We start from the raw sequence: 24,299 nt of genomic DNA, 5'->3' as shown, positions 1-24,299 counted from the left end.
TAGGTTGCTGACGCGCCCTCTTCGACTGGGGGCCAGAGGGAGGAAAGCATGGAGAGAATCGGTTTCGTCGGGGTCGGCCTGATGGGCCATGGGATGGCCGCCAACCTGTTGAAGGCGGGCTACCCGGTCACGGTCATCGCGCATCGCAACCGCGCGCCCGTCGAGGATCTCGTGGCGCAGGGCGCCAAGGAAGCGGCCGATCTCGCCGCGCTCGCCCGCGACTCGGATATCGTCCATATCTGCGCGCCGGGCTCGCCGCAGGTGGAGGCCATCGTGGACGTTCTGGCCGCCGAAATGGCCGCGGGCGGCGTGGTCATCGATTGCTCTACCTCCAACCCGGTCTCGTCGGAGGCCTTGGCGGCCAAGCTCGACGCCAAGGGAATCGGCTGGGCGGACGCGCCCCTGGGCGGGACCCCGGTGCAGGCCGAAGCCGGCGAACTGGCCGCGATGGTCGGCGCCACACCCGAGATCTTCGCGCGAGTTGAGCCGGTGATCGCCAGCTGGGCAGGGACCATCGCCCATATCGGCGGGCCCGCCGCCGGGCACCGGATGAAGCTGCTGAACAACTTCCTGGCAATGGGGTACGGGGCGCTCTACGCCGAGGCGCTGGCCCTCGCTGAGAAGACCGGGCTGGGAACCGAGACCTTCGACCGGGTGATCCGTGGCAGCCGCATGGATTGCGGCTTCTACCAGACCTTCATGGGCTATGCGGTAGAGGGCAATCGCGAGGCGCATAAGTTCACGCTCACCAACGCGCTGAAGGACATGACCTATCTCTCCGCGATGGCGGGCGGCGCGGGCGTCGCCAACCCGATGGGCGCCGCGGTCCGCAACTCCTACATGCTGGCTGTGAATACCGGCGGCGACGGCGGGGACGACTACGTGCCGCATCTGGTGGATTTCGTGGCCAAGGCCAACGGCATCACGCGATAGCTGCTGTTTCCCGTAGGGCGGGGATGTCCCCGCCTTACACGACGCAGGCGCCTAGCCGAGTCCGAGCGCCGCGAAGGACAGGTAGGGCACCGGGTCCCCCTCCGCGATCTCCGACGCCGCGTCGGGCAGGATGACGAAGCCTTCGGCCCAGGACAGGCCCGAGGTCCGCCCCGAGCCCTCGGAGGCGAACACCTCCGCCCGCCCGTCCCGCAGACGGGCCCGATAGATTTCGGTCCGGCCCGGCTTCTTTCGCTTGGCAAACGCCGCCGGGACCGGCTGGGGCGACGGCACGGACCATCCCGACCCGGCCATCTGGAGCAGCGCCGGACGCGCGAACAACGCCGCGCAGGTGAAGGCGGCGACCGGGTTCCCCGGCAGGCCGAACAGCGCGCGGCCCTGCCACTCGCCCAGCATCAGCGGCCGGCCCGGCTTGATCGCGATCCGCCAGTGATGCACGCAGCCTTCCCGCGACAAAAGGCGCGAGAGATGGTCCTCGTCGCCCGCGCTGGCGCCGCCCGACGTGAGGATCGCGTCGCATGGCGCGGCGGACAGCACGGCGCGCAACGCGTCCGGGTCGTCGGCCACGTGCCCCAGATCGACCGGCGCCAGGCCCCAGCCCGCGAGCATAGCCATCAGCATCGGGCGATTCGCGTCAGGCGTACCCTCGCCCGGCGCGCCGGGAGGGATCAGCTCGTCTCCGGTCGAGAGCACCCCCACGCGGAGCGGCGCGCGGACCGGCAGGTCGCCCAGCCCCGCCGCGGCGGCCAGCGCCAGATCGCCGGGGGTCAGGACCCGGCCGGCGGAGAGGACGGTCGCGCCCTCGGTCACGTCCTCGCCCGCCTCACGGGCATTGGCGCCGGGCCTTGGGACCGCGCGCAAATGGAGCGCGCCGTCCCGCAGTTCCGCCTCCTCCTGCAAGGCGACGGTGTCGACACCGGACGGCAAGGCCGCGCCGGTCAGGATTCGGATCGCATGGCCCGGCGGAACGGCCGCCGCGCGGGTCGTGGCGGCCGCGGCGCGGCCGGGTGCGACCGGGATCGGGCCAGGGGGGAGGCTGGCATGGGCGAAGCCCCAGCCATCCACCGCGGCATTGGCACGTGGCGGGTGGGCCCGGCGGGCCGTAACGTCCTCCGCCAAGACGCGGCGCGCGGCGCGCGAGAGGGGCACCGTCTCGACCCCGACGCAGCAGGGATGGGTGGCTCGCAAGGTCTCCAACGCCTCGCCCATCGGCGTCCAATGCACCCCGGCCGGCATCGCCTGACAGGAGGCGGCGAGGTGGACCCCCAGGATCCAGCCTTCCTCCCGCGCGATACGGCCCGCGTCGGGCTGCGCCGCAGGTCCCGTGAACCACCCGGCATCGGCCGCGCGCAGGGCGCGGGCGGTGGCGATCACCTGCCCCTGATCCTTGATCGGCGCGGCGGCGGGGGGCCAGAGGCTGGGATAGATCTCGGCCAGGGCGATGCGGGCGGCCGGGACGCGCCAGCCGGTCTGCTGCGGCCAGACCTCCATCTCGTCGCCCCAGCGGGCGCGCAGCTTGGAGAGGGCGGCAAGCCCGACCAGCGACTGCGACCCGACGGCCCCCGCATAGGCGAGTTGCCAGACGGGCTTGGCCCCCGGCACGACAGCCTCGACCGCCCGCCGCTCCGGCAGGCCATGCTCCTCGCGGGTCCGATCCTTGGGCGGAAGGTCGAGCAGGTCCAACGCGGCGGGCCTCCCCCAAAAGGGGCCGATGCCGGGGAAGCGGCGGTTGATCTCCTGCGCCACGGCAAAGCGATCGTTTGAATTGTCCGGCCCGTCGGTGAGCTGCGCGCCCAGCCAGTCCCAGACGGCCAGCGCCTCGGCCCGTCCGGTCAGCGCCTCGGCGAAGCCGGGCGGATAGCCCATAGCGAAATCGAAGCCCAACAGCGTGCGGTGCCCAAGCGCGAGCCAGCCATCGATCCAGTCCAGCGCCGCGGCCCGGGTGGGGAAGTACCGCGTCTCCTGAACGCCATCGAGATCGGCGCAGACCCAGATCGCATCCTTCTTCGGCCTGGGTCCGGTGGGCTTGGCCGCGGCGGACCAGTCGGCGGCGAGGATCAGGTCGAACATGCGAACTCCGCGATAGCGGCGATGTCGTCCAGGGCGAAGTGGGCGCGCGGATGGGGCGTATCGGCGGCCAGCGCGGCGATGGTGGGATCTGCCTCGATCAAAGGCGGCGCGCCGCAGGCCGCGCGCCACGCCTCGATGCGGAAATGGGTGCCGGACTTCCAGCCCTCGGCGAGAACGATGTCGCAGGGCGCGAGCCGGGTCATGAGCGTTTCGAGCGGCATCGGCGCGTCCAACTCCTCAAAGCAATGCAGCCGCGCATCCGAGGCCAGCACCACCTGCCGCGCCCCCGCCATCCGGTGCCGGTGGCTGTCCGTGCCGGGCGTGTCGAGGTCCAGACTGTGATGGCTCCGCTTCAGCGTCGAGACGGTCAGGCCCTGCGCCACGTAATGGGCCACCAGACGCTCCGTCAGGGTGGTCTTGCCGCAATCCTTGCGGCCAATAATGCCGATCAGGCGCATGCCAGCGCCTCGGCCCGGGCGAGGTCCTCGGGCGTGTTGACGTTGAAAAAGGGGGCGGGGTCGCCCCAGACGGCCAAGCCCGCCTCGTGCCGGTCGGTCCAATGCAGAACCTTGCGCGTACCATCGGCCAAGGCCGCCCGCAGGTCGTCGCGCAAAGCCACGGGCCAGAGGCCGAAGGTCGGCTGGGGCCAGAAGCGCCCCTCCTCGCGGGTGGCGGCCAGGGCCAACCCCGAGGGGCCCGCGGCCGCCACCAGCCGCTCCACCAGGTCGCGCGGCAGGAAGGGCGTGTCGGCGGCGGCAGTGACGATCGCCTCCGCCCCCGCGCCCGCCGCCCAGTCGAGACCGGCGAGCACCCCCGCCAGCGGGCCGGCCCGCGCGTCGTCGGCATCGGCGATCACCGGCAGTCCCAGATCGGCCCAGCGTGCCGGATCTCCGTTGGCATTGAGCGCCAGCGCGTCGACCTGCGGCCCCAGCCGCGCGATCACATGCTCGATCAGGGCGCACCCGCCGACCTCCAGCCGCCCCTTGTCGCCGCCGCCCATCCGGGTCGCGCGGCCGCCCGCCAGGATCACGCCGGGGATCATTCGTCCCACACCACCCGCTCCGCGCCCGACAGGCAGACGAAGCGCGCGCCCTTCATGCGCCCAATCACCGTCAGACCCACCCGCCGGGCGATCTCCACCCCCCAGGCGGTGAAGCCCGAGCGCGAGACCAGGGACGGCACCCCCATCAGCGCGCATTTGATCACCATCTCCGAGGTGAGCCGCCCGGTCGTATACAGCGTCTTGTCCGCCGCTCCGGTCCCGGTCACACGCATCCAGCCCGCCAGCGTGTCGATGGCATTGTGGCGGCCGACATCCTCGAAATAGGCCAGCGGGTCGGGGCCCCGGCAGAGGCAGCAGCCATGGATCGCCCCCGCCTCCAGGTAAAGCGACGGGGTGCGGGCGATCGCGGCCGAGAGCACACGCAGGTCCGAGACCCGCAGCGTCGCGTCGGGCAGGGTCAGCCCCTCCAGCCCTTCCATCATGTCGCCGAAGACCGTGCCCACCGCACAGCCCGAGGTGCGGGTGGCGCGGGCGAGCTTCGCCTCGTGGTTAGTCTCCTCTGCCGTGCGGACGATGACCGCCTCCGCCTCTTCGTCGAACTGGACCGCCGTCACCTCGGCCCCGTCCAGCATCCCCTGGTTCGTCAGGAAGCCCAGCGCCAGCCATTCGGGATGGGCGCCCACGGTCATCGCCGTCAGGATCTCGCGGGAATTGAGGTAGATCGCAAGCGGCCGCTCTTCGACGACCCGCAGCTCGACCGGCGCGCCGGACTGGTCGATCCCCTCGACCGCTCGGGTGAGCCGGGGGTCTGTCGGGTCCGGTCGGACCAGAAGCGAGGGCGGGATCTGGAGGGACACTTGTGACCTGCAAGCGACGGCGATAGGGCCAGTCTGGATGCGGTGGCAAGGGGATGCAAGGCGATGGGCCGGACGCCATTCGGACGCGGTGTGGCGCAGGGCCTGCCCTTCCTGCTGATCATGATGCCCTTCGGCGCGCTGTTCGGCGTCGTCGCCACCGAGGCGGGGCTGTCGCTGACCCAGGTGATGGTCTTCTCGTCGATCGTGATCGCCGGCGCGTCGCAATTCGCCGCCGTGCAATTGATGGTCGATGGGGTGCCCACGGCCATCGTCGTGCTCTCGGCGCTGGCGGTGAACCTGCGGATGGTGATGTATTCGGCGGCGCTGGCACCGCATCTGGGGCCGGCCCCCGCCTGGCAGCGAGCGCTGATGGCCTATCTGTTGGTCGACCAAGTCTATGCGCTGGCCCAGTCGGCCTATGACACGCAAACCGACTGGGCCGTGGCGGACAAGGTCGCCTACCTGTTCGGCGTAGCGCTGCCGGTCTTTCCGGGCTGGGTCGGCGCGACCTATCTGGGGGCAGCGCTCGGCGCCCGCATCCCCGAGAGCTGGTCTCTGGATTTCGCCGTGCCGCTGGCCTTCATCGCGCTGGTGGGTCCAATGCTCAGGACGCGCGCGCATGTGGTGGCGGCCTTCGTGTCGGTGACCGTCGCGCTGGCCTTTGCTTGGATCCCTTGGAACCTCGGCCTGATCCTGGCCGCGCTGGCCGCCATGGCGGCGGGCGCCGAAATGGAGCGGCGCGCATGACCGACGCCACCGTCTGGACCATCATCGCCGCGTTGGGCCTGGGCACCTATCTGTCGCGCTTCGCCTTCCTGGGACTGATCGGCGACCGGCCGCTGCCCCCCTGGCTGTTGCGCCATCTGCGCTATACGGGCGTCGCCGTGCTGCCCGGGCTGGTGGCGCCGCTCCTGGTCTGGCCCGAGGCGACGGGGGGCGAGCTGGATCCGCTGCGCCTGCTCGCGGCGGCGGTGGCGCTGGGCGTCGGGGTCTGGCGCAAGGACGTGGTCGTGGCGGCGGTGGCCGGAGCCCTGGTGATGGGGCTGGGCAGCTGGCTTTTGGCGTGAGGCCGGGACGGCCCGGGCCGCTCAGACCGGCAGCGCCGTCGTCTTGAACACGGTCTTGAGCGCGAAGGACGATTGCAGCTTGGCCACCCCCGGCAGGCGCGCCAGATGGCGGCGGTGGATGGTGGCGAAATCCTCGCTGTCGCGGGCGACGACCTTGAGCAGGTAGTCGTAGGCCCCGGTCATCAGGTGGCATTCCAGCACGTCGGGGATGCGGGCCACCGCCGCCTCGAACGCATCCAGCACCTCGTCGGCCTGGGTCGAAAGGCTGATCTCCACGAAGACCGTCGTCGGCCGCCCCACCCGCCGCGCATCCAGAAGCGCCACATGGCCCTGCACGACGCCCGCCTGCCGCAGCCGCTGCAACCGCCGATGGCAGGCCGAGGGCGACAGGTGCACCCGCTCCGCCAACTCCGCCGCCGAGAGATCCGCATCGCGCTGCACGATCCGAAGAAGGCGGGCGTCGATCTCGTCGATTTGATGGTCCATGCGAATTTCTCCACCAGAGAAAGTCAGAGACGCGAAATCTTCGCGTATTCCTCCGCTTTTACGCCGATAATGGCGAACACTTCCCACTACGTCACCCCTATAGAGGCGACAAACGCGAACAAGGGAGACTTCGCCATGCTCATCGGCTGCCCGAAAGAGATCAAACCGCAAGAATTCCGCGTGGGCGTCACGCCCGCCGCGGCGATGGAGGCCATCGCCCATGGCCATAAGGTTCTGGTGCAGACCGGCGCCGGCATCGGCGCGGGCTTCGAGGACGCGGAATACGCCGCTGTCGGCGCCGAGATCGCCGATACCGCCGAGGAAGTCTTCGCCCGCGCCGACATGATCGTGAAGGTGAAGGAGCCCCAGGCCGTCGAGCGCAAGATGCTGCGCGAGGGCCAGCTTCTGTTCACCTACCTGCATCTCGCGCCGGATCCGGACCAGACCAAGGACCTGCTGGCGTCGGGCGCGACCTGCATCGCCTATGAGACCGTGACCGACCGCAATGGCGGCCTGCCCCTGCTCGCGCCGATGTCCGAAGTCGCGGGCAAGCTCGCGCCGCAGGTCGGCGCCTGGACGCTGCAAAAGGCCAATGGCGGCCGTGGCGTCCTGATGGGCGGCGTCCCCGGCGTGGGCCCGGCCGAGGTGGTCGTCATCGGCGGCGGCGTCGTCGGCACCCATGCGGCGCGGGTCGCCGCGGGGATGGGCGCGCAGGTGACGGTGCTGGACCGCTCGCTGCCGCGGCTGCGCTACTTGGACGACGCCTTCGGCTCGGTCTTCCGGACGCGCTATGCCAGCGCGGGCAACACGGCGGAGTTGGTGCTGCGGGCCGATATGGTGATCGGCGCCGTGCTGATCCCCGGCGCCGCCGCGCCCAAGCTGGTCCGCCGCGAGCAGCTGTCTCAGATGAAGACCGGCGCCGCGATCGTCGATGTCGCCATCGACCAGGGCGGTTGCTTCGAGACCTCGCGCGCGACCACCCATGAGGACCCGATCTACGAGGTCGACGGCATCATGCATTACTGCGTGGCCAACATGCCGGGCGCCGTGGCGCGGACCTCGACCATCGCGCTAGGCAACGCGACGCTGCCCTTCCTGCTGGCGCTGGCCGACAAAGGCTGGCGCGCGGCCTGCCTGGCCGACCCGCATCTGCGGGCGGGGCTGAATGTCCATGCCGGCAAGCTGACCTACGGCGCCGTCGGCGAGGCGCTCGGCCTCGACGCGGTCGATCCGCTGACGGTGCTCGACGCCGCCTGAGCCTTCGGTAGGGCGGGGATATCCCCGCCCTACGCCGACCTCACTCCGCCGGGCTGCGGCCCGCGCGGATCTCGTCGCGGATTTGAAGCAGCACCTCCAACTCGGACGGACCCGGCTTTGCCTCGGGGGCAGCGGGGGCAGGTTTTTCGGCTGCCGCCTTGATCCGGTTGACGACCTTCACCAGCAAAAAGACGACCCAGGCGACGATCAGGAATTCGATCACCGCCGTGACGAAAGCACCATAGGCGAAGATCGCGGCTCCCGCCTCGCGCGCGGCCTCTAGCCCGACCCCCGCCGGCACCTCGCCCGACAGCACCCAATACATCGAGGTGAAGTCGATCCCGCCGAGGATCAAACCGATCACCGGGTTGATCAGGTCCCGCACCAGCGAGTTCACAATCGCCGTGAACGCCGCGCCGATGATAATCCCCACCGCCAGGTCCATGACATTGCCTTTGGCAATGAAGGCTTTGAATTCTTTTAGCATTTTTACCACCACTCTTCGCGTGCGACTTGGGGCGCGCGCGCTCCGCACAGGGCGTTCCGGTCCTGCGCACGCTTCTAGCCGGTTTCGTAATCGCCCGGCCGCCATAGGTGAAGCGCCATTGCTCTCACCCAGGAGGCCCCGATGGCCGATCTCAGCGCTTTCCCCATCACCCGGAAATGGACCCCGAAGGACCCGTCGGTCCTGCAACTCTTCAGCTTTCCGACCCCAAACGGCGTCAAGGTCGCGATCATGCTGGAGGAAACCGGCCTGCCCTACGAGGCCCATCGCGTCACGCTCTCGGATGCGGACGTGAAGTCGCCCGAATTCCTCTCGCTCAACCCCAACAACAAGATCCCCGCCATCATCGACCCGGACGGGCCGGACGGCCAGCCGCTGGGCCTGTTCGAGAGCGGGGCGATCCTGCTCTATCTGGGCGAGAAGACCGGCAAGCTTCTGGGCGAGACCGCCGCCGACAAGGCCCGCGTGACGCAATGGCTGATGTTCCAGATGGGGGGGCTGGGGCCGATGCTGGGGCAGGTGGGCTTTTTCGCGAAATTCGCGGGCGCGCAATGGGAGGACAAGCGCCCGCGCGACCGATATGCCTCCGAGGCCAAGCGCCTGCTGGCCGTGCTGTCGGGAGAGCTGTCGCAGCGCGACTGGATCGCGGGGGAGTTTTCGGCCGCCGACATTGCCATCGCGCCTTGGCTCAATGCCCTGAATTACTACGGCACCAAAGAGCTAGTCGGCTGGGAGGATCACCCCGCCCTGCAGGCCTATCTCAACCGTTTCATGGCGCGCGACGCCGTCATGCGCGGATTGAATGTCCCGCCGCGGGAAGGCTGATCCCCCCGCGGCAAAAGCCCCTAGCAAGATCAGCAGGAAGCACAGAGCGGCAGACATCGCCGCGATTTCTACTCGTACCAACATAACTCAACTTTGAACCGAAGACGTTTCGGCATTCTTAACAGATATCACGAAATGGGCCGTCCGAAGCTGTCATTCGGGAAACGGTGAATCGCCGAATGCGGCTTTTGATCCCGAAATCGGTCCCATCTGCCCGGATGAGACTGATTGTTCTCCGAGGCAGCGCGATCCCAAGAAAAAGGGCCCCGGCATCGCTGCCGGGGCCCTTCGATCCTAGAAGGAGAGCGGGATCACTCCGTCTCTTCCTTCACCTTCTCTTCGCCGGTCTCCTGGTCGACCATCTTCATGGCCAGCCGGACCTTGCCGCGATCGTCGAAGCCCAAGAGCTTCACCCAGACCTCCTGGCCTTCCTTCAGCACGTCCGAGGGATGGTTCAGGCGGCGGTTCTCGATCTGGCTGACATGCACGAGGCCGTCGCGCTTGCCGAAGAAGTTCACGAAGGCGCCGAAATCGACGATCTTCACGACCTTGCCCTTGTAGATCTTGCCTTCCTCCGGCTCGGCCACGATCGAATAGATCATGTCATGGGCCTTCTGGATGGCCTCGCCATTGGCCGAGGCGATCTTGATGACGCCATCGTCGTTGATGTCGACCTTGGCGCCCGAGACCTCGACGATCTCGCGGATCACCTTGCCGCCCGAGCCGATCACTTCGCGGATTTTGTCGGTCGGGATCTGCATCGTCTCGATGCGGGGCGCGTGCTCCGAGAAGCCCGAGGGCGCGCTGAGCGCCTTGGCCATCTCGCCGAGGATGTGGATCCGGCCGTCCTTGGCCTGGGCCAGGGCCTTCTCCATGATCTCGGGCGTGATGCCGGCGACCTTGATGTCCATCTGGAGCGAGGTGATGCCCGCCTCGGTGCCAGCGACCTTGAAGTCCATGTCGCCGAGATGGTCCTCGTCGCCCAGGATGTCGGTCAGCACCGCGTAGGAGCCGTCATCTTCCAGCACGAGGCCCATGGCCACGCCCGCCACCGGCGCCTTGAGCGGCACCCCGGCATCCATCATCGACAGGGAGCCGCCGCAGACCGACGCCATCGAGGAGGAGCCGTTCGACTCGGTGATCTCGGAGACGACGCGGATCGTGTAGGGGAAGTCCGTCGCCGAAGGCAGCACCGCCTGAAGCGCGCGCCAGGCCAGCTTGCCGTGGCCGATCTCGCGCCGGCCCGGAGGACCGAAGCGGCCAACTTCGCCGACCGAGTAGGGCGGGAAGTTGTAGTGCAGCAGGAAGTTGGATTTGAAATTGCCGTGCAGCGCGTCGATGAACTGCTCGTCATCGCCGGTGCCCAGCGTGGTCACGACGAGGCCTTGCGTCTCGCCACGGGTGAACAGCGCAGAGCCATGGGTCCGCGGCAGCAGGCCCGTCTCGGCCACGATCGGCCGCACGGTGTCCAGGCTACGCCCGTCGATCCGCTTGCCGTTCTTGACCACGTCGCCGCGCAGAACCTTCGACTCCAGCTTTTTCAGCGCCGTGCCAAGGTTGGCGTCCGCCAGTTCTTCCTCCGACAGCTCGGCCTTGATGGCCTCCTTGGCGGCGGAGACGGCGTTCACACGCACCTGCTTGTCGGTGATCGCATAGGCGTCGCGCATCTTCTGCTCGCCCAGCTCGGTCACGCGGGCCAGGAGGGCGCTGTAATCCGGCGCCTGGAAGTCCAGCGGCTCCTTCGCGGCGGCCTCGGCCAGCGAGATGATCAGGTCGATCACCGGCTGCATCTGGTCGTGGCCGAACTTCACCGCGCCCAGCATCTCGGCTTCGGAGAGCTCATAGGCCTCCGACTCGACCATCATCACCGCGTCCTTGGTGCCGGCGACGACCAGGTCGAGCCGCTGCTCGGGGTCGTTGCGCAGGCCCTGCATGTCGTCCACGGAGGGGTTCAGGATGTACTCGCCATCCACGAAGCCCACGCGGGCGCCGGCGATCGGACCCATGAAGGGCGCGCCGGAGATCGTCAGCGCGGCGGAGGCGGCGATCATCGCGACGATATCGGGGTCGTTCTCCAGGTCGTGGGACAGAACGGTGCAGATCACCAGCACCTCGTTCTTGAAGCCCTCGACGAAAAGCGGGCGGATCGGCCGGTCGATGAGACGGCTCGTCAGCGTCTCTTTCTCGGTGGGCCGCGCCTCACGCTTGAAGAAGCCGCCGGGGATCTTGCCCGCGGCGTAGTATTTCTCGTTGTAGTGGACGGTGAGCGGGAAGAAATCCTGCCCCGGCTTGGGTTCCTTGGCATAGGTCACGGCGGCCATGACCGAGGTCTCGCCATAGGTGGCGATGACGCAGCCATCGGCCTGACGCGCGATCTTGCCGGTTTCCAGGGTGAGGGTGTCGTGCCCCCACTCCATCTCTTTCTTGACGATGTCGAACATATCTATCCTGTCTGGGGCGGTCTCGGGCCCTTCCCGAGTCCCCTGGCATATGGCGGCCCCATTGCCGCCGACCCCTGATCCTATGGTGCGGGCGCCGGGGTCGGGGCGCCGCGTCTCAGACGGCCTCTCCTTAGGCGCTTTCTGCGCAGATGGAAAGAGACTGCGCGCCCCTCGGCGGATGCGGCAAGTCAATTCGGCGGTTCCGCTTGACGCAAGGTCAGATCAGGCCGCAGGCTCGGACAGGCCCGCCCGTCCGACGGGCGGGGCGCGTCTACCGGGAGCAGTCATGTCGCAGCACGTTGCACGCACGGGTCTGGTCGCGCTGGTCGGCCTCATCTTGTCCCTCCTGTCGTCCGCCGGCGACGCGCGGGCGGCGACCTTCGCCCCCGATCCGATCCGTCCCAGCGGCGTGATCGTGCGCGCGGTGGAGGTCGCCACCCCTTTCTCCCCCGGCCCCAACAATTTCGCCGCGCCCAAGGCGATCGACGGCGCGTTGCACTATGTGGACCAAGCCGGCCGCATCCTTCGGGAAACCGCCAGCGGGTTTCAGACGGTGCTCGACCTCGCCAACGCGGCCCCTGCCGGGTTCAGCCCGTCAAGCCGCGCCGCCATTCTCGATATCGCCGACGGCGCGGGGGACGCCGTCTTCGTCGCGACCCTCTCGGAGAGCTTGCCGACAGACGCGCCCCCGGCCCGGCGGCCGCCCACGGTCGGCGAGTATTCCTCGACCCCGCTCTACCAGGTGGTCTACCGGTATCGGCGCGCCTCCGACGGAACCCTCACCGACCCGGTCGCACTGGCGAGTTTCGGCATCGGCGATAGCGGCCATCTCGGAGGCGGCCTGCTCGGCCTGGACGGGGGCGACGTGCTCTTCGCGATCGGCGACGGCCTGCTCTTCGGCACGGACGGACGCGCCGCCCCGCAGGATGACAGCTCGCACCTGTCGAAGATCCTCCGCATCGACGCCACGACGGGCGCGGCCCAGGTCGTCGCCAAGGGCCTGCGCAATACCCAGCGCCTGACCTGGACCGACGCCAGCAAGACCGCCGTGGCGATGTCCGATATCGGCGCGGCCACCGCCGAGGAGATCAACGTCGTCCCGCTCGCCGACCTGCTCGACACGACCGTGATCGAGAATTTCGGCTGGGGCCGCAATGCCGACGGCCTCGCGCGGGAGGGGACATTCTACATCGCCCCCGGCGCCCCTGGGGTGACAGGCGCGCCCGACGCCGTCGGAGAGGCGCCGCCGGGCGAGGCGGGCTTCCTTCAGCCCTACGCCCAGTTCGGGCGCGAGGATCTGACATTCGCAGCGGTCTCGGGACCGGTCTTTTCGGCAAGCTCCTTCGACGGGATCGCCGCGCTGTTCGGCGACCTCGTGTCCGGCCGGGTCTATGCGACCCTGGCCGACCCGTTTTGGGTCGTGGGCCAGGTGGACGTGTTCCGGGTCAATCTCCAGGACGAATCCGGCGCCCCGACTTCGTTGTTCGAACTGGGCGCGCGCAACGGCCGGGTCGATCCGCGCTTCTTCAACTTCGCCGACGGCGGCGCGGGCGTGCTCCTGGAGGGGGCGGGGCGCGCGTTCCGCCTGACCGAGGTGAGAACGGCGGTACCGCTGCCGGCCATGGGCTGGGCCTTCGCCCTTCTCCTTGCGGGCATGGCAATGGGGAGCAGGGGACGATCCGGTTGCCGCGGGATCGAGGAGGACCGGGCTTGACCATGACCTACGACGTTTCGTCCTTCGACACGGTTCCCGACAAGGCGGCGCTCGATGCCCTGCTGCTGGAATATTACGGCGTCATCCTGCGCAAGTTCGAAGCGGCCGGCGGCCCCACGATCTACACGGCGGAAGATCTGAAATCCTCCTTCTGGCCCAACCTGCACAAGTTTCTGCCACCCACCGGCCGGCTGATCCTTGTCCATGACGGCAACGGCGACCTCGTCGGCTGTGGAACGCTGCAACAGGCGCGGCCCGACGCGGGCGAGTTGAAACGCCTCTACGTCAAGCCGAAGGCGGCGGGCCACGGGCTTGGGCGGGCGATCGTCGACATGCGGATGGCGGCCGCGCGGGAGATCGGGTGGAAGACCCTTCTGGTCAACGCGATCCGGGGCAACATGGACATGATCCGGATCTACGAGAAGCTGGGATTCCGCTACATCGACGCCTATCCCGAATGCTCGGACCCGGTCGAAGCGCAGCCGTATTTCATCTTCATGCAATATGATTTCGACTGATCGGGCGCGCTGCCCCAGTCGTCGGGACCTGACACCCCCGGCACCAACGAAAACGCCCGCTCCATCGGAACGGGCGCGCCGCAACTCGTCTTGGAACGGTGATTAGCGGCGGATGCCCAGCCGCTTGATCAGGTCCTGATAGCGGGCTTCGTCCTTGGCGCGCGTATAGTCGAGTAGCTTACGACGCTGCGCGACCAGCTTCAGAAGGCCACGGCGGGAGTGGTTGTCCTTCTTGTGGGTCTTGAAGTGCTCGGTCAGCGTGCTGATGCGCGAGGTCAGAATCGCGACCTGAACTTCCGGAGAGCCAGTGTCGCCCTCCTTGGTTGCGAATTCCTTGATCAGGCGGTTCTTCTCTTCGACGGTAATCGACATCGGGGTCTCCTGGGTTTGAGGTGATGGCGCCGCCCGGGATGTCGTCCAGGTCGGGCCCATGGAGTGAGCGCGTCGCATACACATCGAATCCCCGATTGGAAAGCCCCGTTCGCGCGATCTTCACCCGTCCTCAACGCCGCCTGCGACAAGGCACCCATGCCCGGCCCCATCCTCGGCGACGCCTCCCGCTCCCTCCGCTCTGGTTCGCGGCGTTCGACCCAGCGCTGGACGCCGTCGGAATGGCCTGCGCGCCGGGCCGGACGAAGTTGCGAGGCAATGGCGCCGTCCTCGTCCGCCTCGCCGCGAGCCCCACCTCATCTTGCCAGAAATACCTCGGGGGGAGTCGCCCCTGGCGACGGGGGGCAGAGCCCCCCTCCCCGATCTCAGCCGGGCACGACCCAGGGCACGGGGCGCACGGCATACCCGATATAGAGCGGGTGCTTCGGATGCCCCGCCTTGGACAATCCGAGGTGAAACAAGGGCCGCCCGGTCGCTCGCAGCAGCCGCTCTACCGCCGGCCCCCGCTCCAGATGCGTCCCATGGGTGCCCCAGGCACAGACCGTCTCATCCGCCCAGAGCGCGGCGTCCCGGATGGCGGCGTCGTTGGCGGGGCCGCCGACCGGCTCGGGATGGGCCCTCATGTCCCGCGGATCGGTGGCGCGGTAAGCGAAGATGTTCACCACGCGAAAGGCTCCGTGCCCCAGGGCGCGGGCGCGGCGCTCGCAGCGCTCGACGGTGGGGTCGTTGGCGAGCTCGGTGGCGGTCGAGGGGTTGAGCATGGCAAAGGTCACGCGCGTGCCCTCGGGGTCCCAGATGCGGGTGAGGTCGTAGCGATAGACCTCGTCGTCGCTATAGGTGGCGGTCGAGGACGCATCGCCCTTTTGATGGGTGCGGATCAGCATGGCGCCGACATGCCAAAGGCCCGGCCCCGCGTCCACGGAAACAGGTCATTTCGGCATGTCGGGCCAGAGCGCGGCGGACGCGCCTCGATCCCTGTCGCGGCGACCCGCGCGAAGAGGGTCCCCAGAGGATCCCCGGTGAGACCCGAGACGCCCAGGAACGGCGCGTTGCCCGCGATAAGATGGGCGTCAAAATGCAGGCCGAAGAACCAGGGTCCAGCGCCAGAGGCGGCAGCGCGCGGGCGAGCAGGACATAAACCAGCGGAAAGGCGATCAGCCCGCTCAGGGTGAGAACGATCTCCCCGATCCCCTTTGGCGTGACGGCGAAGACCGCCTTGACGTCCACGTCGCGAGGGCACCGGCGGCGAAAAGCGCCCGGGTGGTGGAGGCGACGCTGTCGGTCATGCGGCATCTCCGGCTGCGGTGCTGGAGAGACGTATAGCCGGAGCCCCCGGCAGCCCCCTCACCAGGGGGCACCGGAGCGGAGAGATGATGGCCCAATCTAGTGAGCCCCTGAAACACTCGCGGCGATCGGTCGGAGCGATCGGCTCCGAGTGCTTCAAACGCCGCCCTCAGCCGGTCTGGAACACCTTGGAGGGATGAAGCATCCCGGCCTTGTAGGTGCCCACCGCCACCGCCTGCCCATCCCGCACGGCCCAGCAGGTCTCGCCGAACTCCGCCCCCGACAGGACTTCAGCCGGATTGCCATGGCGCAGCCGCGTCGCCGCCGCTTCGGTCACGGGCAGCGCGGGCAGGTCGGCCAGACCCATTTCCAACGGCCGCAAATGCGCTTCCAGCTCGGGCGTGCGGGCCAGGCGCTCCAATTCCTCCAGCGAGATCCCCGCTTCGGCCTCGAACGGCCCGGACCAGAGGCGCCGGAGCCAGGCGACATGGCCATAGGTGCCCAGCGCCCGGCCCAGATCGCGCGCAATGCTGCGAACGTAGCCGCCCTTGCCGCAGACCATCTCCAGCTCAACCCCGTCCGCGTCGGCCGCGATGATCTCCAGCCGCTCGACCCAGAGCGGGCGCGGCGCGAGGTCCATCTCGACGCCCTCGCGAGCGAGGTCATAGGCCCTCTCGCCCTCGACCCGCACGGCGCTGACCTGGGGCGGAATCTGCTCGATCTGGCCCCGGAAGGCGGGCAGCGCCGCCTCGACGGCGGCCGCGTCGGGCCGGACCTCCGAGGTGGCGACGGTCTCGCCCGAGGCGTCGTCGGTCGACGTCTCCGCCCCCCAGGCCACGCGAAAGCGGTAGGCCTTGAGCGCGTCGGTCACGAAAGGCACCGTCTTGGTCGCCTCGCCCAGCGCCACGGCCAACACGCCGGTCGCGTCCGGGTCCAGAGTGCCCGCATGGCCCGCCTTCTGCGCGTCGAACGCCCAGCGCACCTTGCCCACGACCTGGGTCGAGCCGATTCCAGCGGGCTTATCGACGATGACCCATCCGTGGATGGGGCGGCCCTTCTTGCGGCGTGCCATGGGTACTCCTTTCTGAGACGGTGCGCCTGGGGCGGGCGGCGCGACGTGAGTATTTGTGAACCCGTGCTGAGGGGTCAGAGCGCTTTGGGGGCGGCACTAGCCATCGGTTTTCTCCGTCACCACCAGGATCGGACCCATGCGGCGGCCGGGATCGGCCCGGCCCAGGGCGGGCGCATAGAGGCGGGAGACGCGGCCGTCGAGATAGAGCGCGTCACGCAGGCCGAGGACGTCGCGGAACAGGGTCGCCATCTCGTGGAAAGTGACCGGCTCGTCGGAGATGACGAAGTGAACACGGCGCCCATCGGCGGACGCGCCCACGCCGTTGCGCAGGTTCAGATAGGGGCTGCCGGGCAGGAAACGCGGATGCAGCGCGCCGTCGATCACCAGCATCGGGCCGGATTGCGTAGCTTGACGGCAGGCGGGAGGACGGGCCGCGAAGGCGCGGCTCTCGACCACACGGGCGCGGCCTCGTTCGACGCAGAAGACGCCGTTCGGGAGCATCCCGAAATTCCCCGGGCCGGCCGAGGTCACGATCCGCTTCGCCTCGCGGCCATCCTCGACATAGAGGCCCACGGGCCGCCGATCCTGGTGATACATGCCACCGTTCATCGCGAAGGCGATGGGCGCGTCGGTGACGGTCTCCAGCGCGACGAAGGTCCCCAGCGCGCGGCCATCCGCGCCGTTGAGACGCAGCGCGATGTCGTGGATCGCCAGATCGGCGGTGCAGACGGTGAAGGCGCGGTCCCGGTGGGACACCGCTTCGCAGGCCGCCGCCGTCGTAGCCAGCGCGAGCCAGAGCAACGCGGCAAGCCGGATCACTCGGTGTCCTCCCCGTCCGCCTCCCCACCCGCTTCCCCACCCGCTTCGACGTCGCGGCGCACGCGGGGGTCGGCCAGCATCCGGCGGGTCGCGTCCATCCGGTCGAAGGTCTCGTCAATGCGGAAGCGCAGCTCCGGCGCGTGGCGCAAGGTCAGACCGTTCATCACCAGATGGCGCAGCGCCCCGCGATTGCGGTTGAGCGCGGCGATCGCTTCCTCGGCCCTCTCGCCGCCCAGCGGCATGATCCAGGCGGTGGCGATCTTGAGGTCACGGGTGATCGTCACCTCGCCCACGGTGATCGACATCGCGTTGAGTTCGGGATCGTGCACCTCGCCGCGCATCAGCACCTCCGAGAGGGTGCGGCGGATCAGCTCGCCCACGCGCAGCTGGCGCTGCGACGGGCCGCGGTCTTCGGATCTGGATCGTGCCATGGGCGCCTCCCTGGGAAGGGGCGTCAGATAGGCCGCGGCGCCCGCGCGCGCAAGCCGTTGCCACGGGGCGCGGGGCGGGCCATCACGGGGGCCGGGCCGACAGGAGGGCATGAGATGAGCAGCACCGGCATCGTGGTCATGGGCGGATCGGGACGGATGGGGCGCATGCTCTGCCAACTCATCCAGGAGAACGACGCCACGCATCTCGTCGGTGTCACCGAAGCGCCGGGCCACCCCTGGGCGGGCCGCGATCTGGGCGAGGTGACGGGCGGTGCGGCCAATGGCGTGCCCGTGACCGACGATCCGATCGAGGTCGTGTCCCGCGCCCAGGCGGTGATCGACTTCACCACCCCCGCCGCCACCGTCGCCATGACCGAGCTGACCGCCCAGGCCCGCGCGGTGCATGTGATCGGGACCACGGGGCTCACGCCCGAGGATATCGCGGTGATCGACCGCGCGGCCTTCCACGCCACGGTGGTGCGGGCGGGGAACATGTCGCTGGGCGTGAACCTGCTGACGCAGATCGTGGCCCAGGTCGCCGGCGCGCTGGACGCCGATTACGATATCGAGATCGTCGAGGCCCATCACCGCCATAAGGTCGACGCGCCCTCGGGCACGGCGCTGATGCTGGGCGAGGCGGCGGCGCAGGGCCGGGGGGTCGAGCTCGACGCCGTGGCCGACCGGGGACGGGACGGGATGACGGGGGCGCGGACGCGCGGCGCCATCGGCTTCCACGCGATCCGGGGCGGGGACGTGATCGGCGAGCATGACGTGATCTTCGCCGCAGATGGCGAGCGGATCACCCTGCGCCATCAGGCGACGGACCGGTCGGTCTTTGCCCGCGGGGCGCTGAAGGCCGCGCTCTGGGGCCAGGGGAAGGGGCCGGGCGCCTTCGACATGCTGGACGTGCTGGGCCTGAAATAGAGGGCGGAGGGGGGCCAGCCCCCCGCGCCTGCGGCGCCCCCCCGGAGTATTTCCGGCCAGAAGAAGGACTGATCCAGCCGGAGCCGCTGGCCGTATTCGGATCATGCGCGCGTTTATCGTCCTCCTCTTTCTCCTTCCGGCCCCCGCCCTCGCCTTCGAGCGGGTGGAGAGCCGCGACGCGTTCCTCTCGCTTGTCCAGGGGCGGACGCTGAGCGGGGATGGCGTTTCGTTGCGCGTTGGCGTCGACGGCTCGATCTCGGGGCGGGGATTCGGGCTGCGGGTCACGGGCGGCTGGACCTGGGAGGGTGGGTTCTTCTGCCGGACGCTGGACACGCTGCTGCGGGACTTCCCGCGGAATTGCCAAGTGGTGCAGGTCTTGGGCGACGTTCTGCGGTTCACAGCGGATCGCGGGGCGGGCGACCAGGCGGATCTGCGGCTTCGGTAGCGCGGGCTCCGAGGCGCCGCGCCTGGGGGGCGCGGTGCGATGTGAGTATTTTTGAACCCGTGATGGAGGGGGAGGCGACCCGCTCGGGGCGGGTGACTTGGTCGGGCGCGGGCCGGGCACGCCGGGTTATGTCATCCGGGGCCGGTCAGAAGTCGATGGCGATGCCCTTCGCCTCCCAATCGCCATAGCGCACGGGCTCCGGCCCCTTGCGGCCGCCAAGCTCCAGCGGACGGTCGACAGGGGTGGCGGCGGCGCGGCGGGCATCGGCCTCCTCCAGGGCGCGGCGGGCGACCGCGGGGAGGGCGGCCCGGCGGGCGGCCTCTTCCTCGGGGGTGAGGGGGCGGATCTCAGGCTCGGGACGGCGGGCGTCGGTCGGACAGGCGGGCGCATCGGCGCGCGCCTGCGGCAGGTCGGTGGGGTCGACATTCATGCGCTCGGCCATGGGTGCCTCCTTGTCGGTCCGGCCCGTCTGATATACGTCCCGCCCGCGCCGCTGCCAAGGAGAGGCGACCCGATGTCCGACCCCCGAGACGGCCTCACCGCCCGCCGCGGCGCGCTGCGCCTGATGGCCCATGTGCTGCGCGACGGGCGGATGCTGGATGACGGCGCCTCCGGCCTGGAAGGCGCGGAGGCGGCGCGGGCGCTGCGCCTCGCCGGGACCGTTCTGCGCCATATGGGTCGGGCCGACGCCCTGCTGAAGCAGCGGATGGCGCGGCAGCCCGCCGCCCGGACCCGCGACATCCTGCGGCTTGCGACGGTCGAACTCATGGTGCTGGACGCCGCGCCCCATGGCGTCGTCCACGACGCGGTGGCGCTGACGCGGAGCAGTCCGAAGACCGCCAAGCAGGCGGGGCTGGTCAACGCGGTGCTGCGCGGGCTGGCGGACGCACGCGCCGAGTGGGACGCGCTGCCGCCCCCCGCCCTGCCCCCCTGGCTGCGCAAGCCCCTGGCGAAGGCCTGGGGCCGCGACCGGCTGGAGGCGATCGAGGCCGCGCATCTGGTCCCGGCCCCCTTGGATCTGACGCCCAAGCCCGGCGTGACCGTTCCGGGGGCCGAGTTGCTGCCCACCGGCTCGCTGCGGCTGCCGCGCGGGCAGGTCAGCGCCCTGCCGGGCTACGAGACCGGCGACTGGTGGGTGCAGGACGCGGCGGCCGCGATCCCCGCGCGGCTGCTCGGGGACGTGGCGGGGCTCCGCGTGCTGGATCTCTGCGCGGCGCCCGGCGGCAAGACGATGCAGCTGGCGGCGGCGGGGGCGCGGGTCACAGCGCTCGACCTGTCGGAGGCGCGGATGCGGCGGCTGGCGGAGAACCTGGAGCGCACGCGGCTCACCGCCGATCTCGTGACCGCGGACGCGCTGGACTGGACGCCCGAGGCCCCCTTCGATGCGGTGCTGCTGGATGCGCCCTGCACCGCCACCGGCACGATCCGGCGCCACCCCGACCTGCCCCATCTGCGGGAGGCGCGGGATGTCGAGGCGCTGACGGAGTTGCAATACAAGCTCATCGACCGGGCGCTCGGCTTCGTCGTGCCGGGCGGCAGACTGGTCTTCTGCACCTGCTCTCTGCTGCCGGTCGAGGGGGAGCATCAGGTGACGGCCGCGCTAGGCCGGCATCCCGGGCTCGTTGCCGAGCCGCCCGACCCCGCGGCGCTGGGCCTGCCGCCCGAGACCGGCTCCGCCCATGGCTTACGCCTGCTGCCCGATCTCTGGCCTGAACGGGGGCATATGGACGGGTTCTACATGGCCGTGCTGCGGACACGAGCGTGACACCGGCGCGGCCAGACCGTAACGTCCGCCATCGGCTGAAAGGGGGCTGAATGGCGACGGGGGCGGGGTTCCGCGAAAGTTTGGCCACGCGCTGGCGCGTGCGCCGCGCCATGCCCGCCAAAGGCCCGCGCGGCGTGGCCTGGCAGCCCCCGCCCCGCGGCAGCGGCGCGCCCCGGCGCGGGCGTCAGATCGCCGGCGGGATCTGGCATTTCGCGGGTCAATTGGTCGAGGCGCAGGAAACCTCCCCCTGGGAGATCGAGGCGCCCTCGATCCCCTTCGAGATGCAGCTGCACGGCATGGGCTGGCTGGACGACGTGATGGCCACCGGCGACCGAGCCGCGATCGCGCGGGTGCGCGGCTGGGTGGTGGAGTGGGTGCAGCGCTATGGGCGCGGGACGGGACCGGGCTGGACGATGCCGCTGACCGGGCGGAGGCTGCTGCGCTGGATCAGCCATGCGCCGGATCTGCTGCAATCGCTGCGCCCCGCCGACCAGGCCGCCTTCTTCGAGAGCGCCTATGCCCAGGCGGGCCTGTTGCGCGCCCATTGGAAGGACGCGCCCGCGGGCCTGCCCCGGATGGAGGCGCTGACGGGGCTGCTCTATGCCGGGCTGACGCTGGACGGGATGGCCGGGCTCTGCGACGACGCCGCGGCCGCGCTGACGCGTGCCATGGGCGAAGATGTGGGGCCGGATGGCGGCATCGCGGCGCGCAATCCCGAGGCGCTCCTGGAGGTCGCGACGCTGCTCGGCTGGAGCATCGAGGCCCTGACCGCCTCTGACCACGCGGTGCCTCAGGGGCTGTCCGAGGCCCAGGCCCGGATCATCCCCACCCTGCGGGCGCTGCGCCATGCCGATGGGGGCCTCGCGCGGTTCCATGGCGGCGGGCGGGGCCGCGAGGGGCGGCTGGACCGGGTGCTGGCGACCTCCGGCATCCGGGCGCGGAACGACAGCGGGCTGGCCATGGGCTTCGTGCCGATCGCCCATGGGCGCACCACACTCATCGTCGATGCGGAGGCACCGCCCACGGGCCGCGTCTCGGGCTCGGCCGCCGCCTCCACCCTGGCCTTCGAGATGACCTCGGGCGGCAGCCCGGTGATCGTCAATTGCGGCCCCGGCGGGCCGTTCGGACCGGAATGGCATCGCGCGGGCCGGGCCACGGCCTCGCACTCGACGCTGATCCTGGATGGCTGGTCCTCGTCCCGCATCGGCCCCCTGATCGAGGAGGGCGGCCGCCGCATCGCGCCGCTGATCCAGACGCCCAAACACGTGCAATGGCAGCGTAGCAATTCCCGCCGCTCGTCCACGGCGATGTTCAGCCATGACGGCTATGTCCCCTCCCATGGGCTGACCCATCTGCGCCGCCTGATCCTGTCGACCGATGGGCGGCTTTTGGAGGGGGAGGACGGGCTGCGCGCGATCAAGGCCTCCGACAAGGAGCGGTTCGACGACGCGATGACCGAGGCGAAGCTGCAGGGCTTCCCCTACAAGGTGCGCTTCCATCTGCACCCCGACGCCCAGGCGGAGCTGGACCTGGGCGGGCGGGCCGTCTCGATCACGCTGGCATCGGGCGAGGTCTGGGTCTTTCGCCCCGGGCGCGATATCGAGATGTCGGTCGACCCCTCCGTCCACCTGGAGCCGGGGCGGCTGAAGCCGCGCGCCGCCACCCAGGTGGTTTTATCCGACCGCGTGGTGAAGTACGCGGCCACCATCGACTGGACCCTGACGCGGGCGCAGGAGGCGGTGGACCTGCCGCCCTCGCCCGCCGAAGGCGTATGAAATCTGGGATTGCCTATGACCACCGTGCCACTGAAACGTGCCCTTCTCTCCGTCTCCGACAAGGAGGGGCTGATCGAGCTAGGCCAGGCCCTTGCCGCGCGCGGCGTGGAGCTTCTGTCCACCGGCGGCTCGGCCAAAGCCCTGCGTGAGGCGGGGCTGGACGTGCGGGACGTGGCCGATCTGACCGGCTCGCCCGAGATGATGGACGGGCGCGTCAAGACGCTGCATCCCAAGGTGCATGGCGGCCTGCTGGCGCTGCGCGACGCCCATGCGGGTGACATGGAGGCCCATGGGATCGAGGCGATCGACCTGCTGGTCGTCAACCTCTACCCGTTCGAGGCGACCGTGGCCTCGGGCGCGGACGAGGCGAGCTGCATCGAGAATATCGACATCGGCGGCCCGGCGATGATCCGCGCGGCGGCGAAGAACCAGGGCTGGTGCTGCGTAGTGACAGACCCCGAGGATTACGGCGCGCTGCTGGCCGAGCTGGAGGCCAATGACGGCGCCACGACCCTCGCCTTCCGCCAGCGCCAATCGGCCATCGCCTATGGCCGCACCGCCGCCTATGACGCCGCCGTCTCGACCTGGATGGCCCGGTTCGAGGACACCCCGCGCCGCGTCGCCGCTTCGGCCCGGCTGGCCCAGCCCCTGCGCTATGGCGAGAACCCGCATCAGAGCGCGGCCTTCTACACCGACGGCTCGGCGCGCCCCGGCGTGGCGACGGCCACGCAACATCAGGGCAAGGCGCTGAGCTACAACAATATCAACGACACCGATGCGGCGGTGGAGTTGGTGGCCGAGTTCACCGAACGCCCCGCCGTCGCGATCATCAAGCACGCCAACCCCTGCGGCGTGGCCACCGGCGAGACCCTGGCGGAGGCCTACCAGAGAGCCTTCGACTGCGACCGGACCTCGGCCTTCGGCGGCATCGTCGCGCTGAACGGCACGCTGGACGCCGAGACGGCGGAGCTGATGGCCGGGATCTTCACTGAGGTCGTCATCGCTCCCGACGCGACCGACGAAGCGAAGGCCGTCTTCGCCGCCAAGAAGAACCTGCGCCTGCTGACCACCGGCACCCTGCCCGACCCGGCGGCCGCGCGGAGAATGATGAAACAGGTCGCCGGCGGCTGGCTGGTGCAGGATCACGACGCGGGCCACGTGACCGAGAGCGACCTGCGCGTCGTCACCAAGCGCCAGCCGACCAAGGCGCAGATGGACGACATGGCTTTGGCCTGGACCGTCGCCAAGCACGTCAAATCGAACGCCATCGTCTATGCCAAGGACGGCGCGACGGTGGGGATCGGCGCGGGGCAGATGAGCCGGGTCGACTCGTCGCGCATCGCCGCCCGCAAGGCGCAGGACATGGCGGAGGTGCTGGGCCTGCCCGAGACGATGGCCAAGGGCTCGGTCGTCGCCTCGGACGCGTTCTTCCCCTTCGCGGACGGGCTGCTGGCCGCCGCCGAGGCGGGGGCCGAGGCGGTGATCCAGCCCGGCGGGTCGATGCGCGACGAAGAGGTCATCGCGGCGGCCGACGCGGCCGGGCTGGCGATGGTCTTCACCGGCATGCGGCATTTCCGGCACTGAGGTGGGTGCCGCGAGGAGGGCACTATTGTTTAGCACCGCAAGCGCGTGCGGAACCGGCGGACCGGGGCTCTGCCCCGGACCCCGAGGTATTTTCGGCAAGATGAGAGCCCTGTCCT

The 24,299-nt window shown here is 69.8% G+C and carries 25 protein-coding genes; 12 read left to right on the top strand and 13 right to left on the bottom strand.

Annotated elements, in window-relative coordinates; genetic code table 11:
* Positions 1–48 precede the first annotated feature (48 nt).
* Positions 49–933 carry an NAD(P)-dependent oxidoreductase gene (locus DTQ71_RS02065; protein WP_109562612.1) on the top strand — a complete coding sequence of 295 codons (885 nt, stop codon included), beginning with the start codon at positions 49–51 and terminating at the stop codon, positions 931–933.
* A gap of 51 nt (positions 934–984) precedes the next feature.
* On the opposite strand, the gene DTQ71_RS02060 is transcribed toward DTQ71_RS02065, so the two are convergent.
* The 4 genes from DTQ71_RS02060 to DTQ71_RS02045 are packed head-to-tail and all read right to left on the bottom strand — an operon-like array spanning position 985 to position 4,881.
* A complete protein-coding gene (locus DTQ71_RS02060; RefSeq protein ID WP_109562611.1) occupies positions 985–3,021 on the bottom strand; it encodes a molybdopterin-binding protein in 2,037 nt (678 codons plus the stop codon).
* On the bottom strand, positions 3,009–3,479 hold the full coding sequence (gene mobB / locus DTQ71_RS02055) for a molybdopterin-guanine dinucleotide biosynthesis protein B (RefSeq protein WP_109562610.1): 471 nt from the start codon (positions 3,477–3,479) through the stop codon (positions 3,009–3,011). Before mobB ends, DTQ71_RS02060 begins: the two co-directional genes overlap by 13 nt.
* The gene (gene mobA, locus DTQ71_RS02050; protein WP_109562609.1) at positions 3,470–4,063 is read right to left on the bottom strand and encodes a molybdenum cofactor guanylyltransferase MobA; all 594 of its coding nucleotides are present in this window, start codon (positions 4,061–4,063) and stop codon (positions 3,470–3,472) included. The genes mobB and mobA overlap by 10 nt, the downstream gene beginning before the upstream one ends.
* Entirely contained in the window at positions 4,060–4,881 is an 822-nt protein-coding gene (locus tag DTQ71_RS02045; RefSeq protein WP_109562608.1) for a formate dehydrogenase accessory sulfurtransferase FdhD, read from the bottom strand. Before DTQ71_RS02045 ends, mobA begins: the two co-directional genes overlap by 4 nt.
* Before the next feature lie 63 nt (positions 4,882–4,944).
* On the opposite strand from DTQ71_RS02045, the gene DTQ71_RS02040 reads away from it, so the two are divergent.
* Together DTQ71_RS02040 and DTQ71_RS02035 are read left to right on the top strand one after the other, a co-directional pair.
* The gene (locus DTQ71_RS02040; RefSeq protein WP_109562607.1) at positions 4,945–5,628 is read left to right on the top strand and encodes an AzlC family ABC transporter permease; all 684 of its coding nucleotides are present in this window, start codon (positions 4,945–4,947) and stop codon (positions 5,626–5,628) included.
* Positions 5,625–5,948 (top strand): AzlD domain-containing protein, encoded by a 324-nt coding sequence (locus DTQ71_RS02035; protein WP_109562606.1) that lies wholly within the window; start codon positions 5,625–5,627, stop codon positions 5,946–5,948. Before DTQ71_RS02040 ends, DTQ71_RS02035 begins: the two co-directional genes overlap by 4 nt.
* 21 nt (positions 5,949–5,969) lie before the next feature.
* Here DTQ71_RS02035 and DTQ71_RS02030 read toward each other — a convergent pair whose 3' ends face one another.
* Positions 5,970–6,434: an Lrp/AsnC family transcriptional regulator gene (locus DTQ71_RS02030; protein ID WP_109562605.1), complete on the bottom strand. Its 465-nt coding sequence runs from the start codon at positions 6,432–6,434 to the stop codon at positions 5,970–5,972.
* Between the two features lie 135 nt (positions 6,435–6,569).
* Between DTQ71_RS02030 and ald the strand changes: the two genes are divergently transcribed.
* A complete protein-coding gene (gene ald, locus DTQ71_RS02025) occupies positions 6,570–7,691 on the top strand; it encodes an alanine dehydrogenase (protein ID WP_109562604.1) in 1,122 nt (373 codons plus the stop codon).
* A gap of 40 nt (positions 7,692–7,731) precedes the next feature.
* Here ald and mscL read toward each other — a convergent pair whose 3' ends face one another.
* Positions 7,732–8,178 carry a large conductance mechanosensitive channel protein MscL gene (mscL, locus tag DTQ71_RS02020; RefSeq protein ID WP_109562603.1) on the bottom strand — a complete coding sequence of 149 codons (447 nt, stop codon included), beginning with the start codon at positions 8,176–8,178 and terminating at the stop codon, positions 7,732–7,734.
* Between the two features lie 141 nt (positions 8,179–8,319).
* On the opposite strand from mscL, the gene DTQ71_RS02015 reads away from it, so the two are divergent.
* Entirely contained in the window at positions 8,320–9,021 is a 702-nt protein-coding gene (locus DTQ71_RS02015; protein WP_109562602.1) for a glutathione S-transferase family protein, read from the top strand.
* A 311-nt stretch (positions 9,022–9,332) separates the two neighbouring features.
* Here DTQ71_RS02015 and pnp read toward each other — a convergent pair whose 3' ends face one another.
* A complete protein-coding gene (gene pnp / locus DTQ71_RS02010; RefSeq protein WP_109562601.1) occupies positions 9,333–11,462 on the bottom strand; it encodes a polyribonucleotide nucleotidyltransferase in 2,130 nt (709 codons plus the stop codon).
* 286 nt (positions 11,463–11,748) lie between these two features.
* Here pnp and DTQ71_RS02005 point away from each other — a divergent pair, with 286 nt between their 5' ends.
* Both DTQ71_RS02005 and DTQ71_RS02000 read left to right on the top strand, forming a co-directional pair.
* Positions 11,749–13,176, top strand: a complete 1,428-nt coding sequence (locus DTQ71_RS02005; protein ID WP_109562600.1) for a PQQ-dependent sugar dehydrogenase family protein — start codon at positions 11,749–11,751, stop codon at positions 13,174–13,176.
* 2 nt (positions 13,177–13,178) lie between these two features.
* Entirely contained in the window at positions 13,179–13,694 is a 516-nt protein-coding gene (locus DTQ71_RS02000; protein ID WP_109562599.1) for a GNAT family N-acetyltransferase, read from the top strand.
* Between the two features lie 102 nt (positions 13,695–13,796).
* Here the strand turns inward: DTQ71_RS02000 and rpsO are convergent, their stop codons facing one another.
* From rpsO to rbfA, 5 genes are all read right to left on the bottom strand, one after another.
* Positions 13,797–14,066: a 30S ribosomal protein S15 gene (gene rpsO / locus DTQ71_RS01995; protein WP_109562598.1), complete on the bottom strand. Its 270-nt coding sequence runs from the start codon at positions 14,064–14,066 to the stop codon at positions 13,797–13,799.
* Between the two features lie 383 nt (positions 14,067–14,449).
* The gene (locus DTQ71_RS01990) at positions 14,450–14,968 is read right to left on the bottom strand and encodes a DUF1643 domain-containing protein (RefSeq protein ID WP_109563117.1); all 519 of its coding nucleotides are present in this window, start codon (positions 14,966–14,968) and stop codon (positions 14,450–14,452) included.
* 569 nt (positions 14,969–15,537) lie between these two features.
* Positions 15,538–16,440, bottom strand: a complete 903-nt coding sequence (gene truB / locus DTQ71_RS01985) for a tRNA pseudouridine(55) synthase TruB (RefSeq protein WP_109562597.1) — start codon at positions 16,438–16,440, stop codon at positions 15,538–15,540.
* Positions 16,441–16,536: 96 nt separating this feature from the next.
* Positions 16,537–17,259 carry a phosphodiester glycosidase family protein gene (locus DTQ71_RS01980; RefSeq protein WP_245947155.1) on the bottom strand — a complete coding sequence of 241 codons (723 nt, stop codon included), beginning with the start codon at positions 17,257–17,259 and terminating at the stop codon, positions 16,537–16,539.
* Entirely contained in the window at positions 17,256–17,690 is a 435-nt protein-coding gene (gene rbfA / locus DTQ71_RS01975) for a 30S ribosome-binding factor RbfA (protein WP_109562596.1), read from the bottom strand. The genes DTQ71_RS01980 and rbfA overlap by 4 nt, the downstream gene beginning before the upstream one ends.
* A gap of 114 nt (positions 17,691–17,804) precedes the next feature.
* Between rbfA and dapB the strand changes: the two genes are divergently transcribed.
* Both dapB and DTQ71_RS01965 read left to right on the top strand, forming a co-directional pair.
* Positions 17,805–18,614, top strand: coding sequence for a 4-hydroxy-tetrahydrodipicolinate reductase (gene dapB, locus DTQ71_RS01970; RefSeq protein ID WP_109562595.1), 810 nt, complete (start codon positions 17,805–17,807; stop codon positions 18,612–18,614).
* A 103-nt stretch (positions 18,615–18,717) separates the two neighbouring features.
* A complete protein-coding gene (locus tag DTQ71_RS01965; RefSeq protein ID WP_109562594.1) occupies positions 18,718–19,059 on the top strand; it encodes a dihydrodipicolinate reductase in 342 nt (113 codons plus the stop codon).
* Between the two features lie 145 nt (positions 19,060–19,204).
* Here the strand turns inward: DTQ71_RS01965 and DTQ71_RS01960 are convergent, their stop codons facing one another.
* On the bottom strand, positions 19,205–19,501 hold the full coding sequence (locus tag DTQ71_RS01960; RefSeq protein ID WP_342768094.1) for a DUF1674 domain-containing protein: 297 nt from the start codon (positions 19,499–19,501) through the stop codon (positions 19,205–19,207).
* 72 nt (positions 19,502–19,573) lie between these two features.
* Here DTQ71_RS01960 and DTQ71_RS01955 point away from each other — a divergent pair, with 72 nt between their 5' ends.
* The 3 genes from DTQ71_RS01955 to purH are packed head-to-tail and all read left to right on the top strand — an operon-like array spanning position 19,574 to position 24,183.
* On the top strand, positions 19,574–20,824 hold the full coding sequence (locus tag DTQ71_RS01955; RefSeq protein WP_109562593.1) for an RsmB/NOP family class I SAM-dependent RNA methyltransferase: 1,251 nt from the start codon (positions 19,574–19,576) through the stop codon (positions 20,822–20,824).
* A 50-nt stretch (positions 20,825–20,874) separates the two neighbouring features.
* Entirely contained in the window at positions 20,875–22,599 is a 1,725-nt protein-coding gene (locus DTQ71_RS01950) for a heparinase II/III family protein (RefSeq protein ID WP_109562592.1), read from the top strand.
* A 15-nt stretch (positions 22,600–22,614) separates the two neighbouring features.
* Positions 22,615–24,183: a bifunctional phosphoribosylaminoimidazolecarboxamide formyltransferase/IMP cyclohydrolase gene (gene purH / locus DTQ71_RS01945; protein ID WP_109562591.1), complete on the top strand. Its 1,569-nt coding sequence runs from the start codon at positions 22,615–22,617 to the stop codon at positions 24,181–24,183.
* The last annotated feature ends 116 nt before the right edge of the window (positions 24,184–24,299 follow it).

Source organism: Jannaschia seohaensis, assembly GCF_900116765.1.
Taxonomy (GTDB): Bacteria; Pseudomonadota; Alphaproteobacteria; order Rhodobacterales; family Rhodobacteraceae; genus Jannaschia; species Jannaschia seohaensis.
This window is presented reverse-complemented; position numbering and strand designations above follow the sequence as displayed.